Here is a 1,067-nt window from a genome sequence, read left to right on the forward strand (position 1 = left end):
CCGACGATCCAGACGTTGTTGTCGACTTCCCAACTGCCGCCGTCGAGTTCGAAGGTGCCGCGGGTGACCACCCGCCGGATGCCGGTCACAGGACCACCACCGAGCGCAGCACCTCACCGGCGTGCATCTTGTGGAAGGCCGCCTCGACGCCGTCCAGTCCGATCCGTTCGGAGACGAACCGCTCCAGCGGCAGCCTGCCCTGCCGGTACAGGCTGATCAGGGTGGGGAAGTCCCGCTCGGGCAGGCAGTCGCCGTACCAGGAGGACTTCAGCGAGCCGCCGCGGGAGAAGAAGTCGACCAACGGCATCTCCAGCCGCATGTCCGGGGTCGGAACACCCACCAGCACAACGGTTCCGGCCAGATCCCGGGCGTAGAACGCCTGCCTCCAGGTCTCCGGGCGGCCAACCGCGTCGATCACCACGTCGACCCCGAAACCGTCGGTCAGGTCCTGGATGGTCTCAACGACGTCCGACTCGCGGGCGTTGACGGTGTGGGTGGCGCCGAAGTCCCGCGCCCACTCCAGCTTCGCGGCGTCGGTGTCGACGGCGATGATCTGCCGCGCGCCGACCAGTCGCGCCCCGGCGATGGCGGCGTCGCCCACCCCGCCGCAGCCGATCACCGCGACGGTGTCGTCGCGGCCGACCGCGCCGGTGTTGATCGCGGCGCCGATCCCGGCCATCACCCCGCAGCCCAGCAGTCCCGCCACCGCCGGGTCGGCGCCGGAATCGACCTTGGTGCACTGCCCTTCGTGCACCAGGGTCTTCTCGGCGAACGCCCCGATGCCCAGCGCCGGGGTCAACTCGGTGCCGTCGGCCAATGTCATCTTCCGGGTGGCGTTGAAGGTGGCGAAGCAGTACCACGGCCGGCCGCGCCGGCAGGCCCGGCACTGCCCGCAGACCGCCCGCCAGTTCAGGATGACGAAATCGCCTGGTGCCACGTGAGTCACGCCTTCGCCCACCGTCTCCACGATTCCGGCGGCCTCATGTCCCAGCAGGAACGGGTAGTCGTCGTTGATACCGCCCTCGCGGTAGGTCAGGTCGGTGTGGCAGACCCCGCAGGCCTTGACG

1 protein-coding gene and 1 pseudogene are annotated in these 1,067 nt (G+C 69.8%); both read right to left on the bottom strand.

Features of this window, described 5'->3' with window-relative positions; genetic code table 11:
- Window positions 1-89 (bottom strand): annotated as a pseudogene (locus ADBZ5U_RS16515) (MBL fold metallo-hydrolase); the annotation flags it as partial.
- On the bottom strand, window positions 86-1,067 hold a 982-nt coding region (locus ADBZ5U_RS16520; RefSeq protein WP_526811990.1), incomplete at its 5' end, for an S-(hydroxymethyl)mycothiol dehydrogenase. The pseudogene ADBZ5U_RS16515 and the gene ADBZ5U_RS16520, both read right to left, overlap by 4 nt.

Source organism: Mycobacterium sp., assembly GCF_040398885.1.
Lineage (GTDB): Bacteria > Actinomycetota > Actinomycetes > Mycobacteriales > Mycobacteriaceae > Mycobacterium.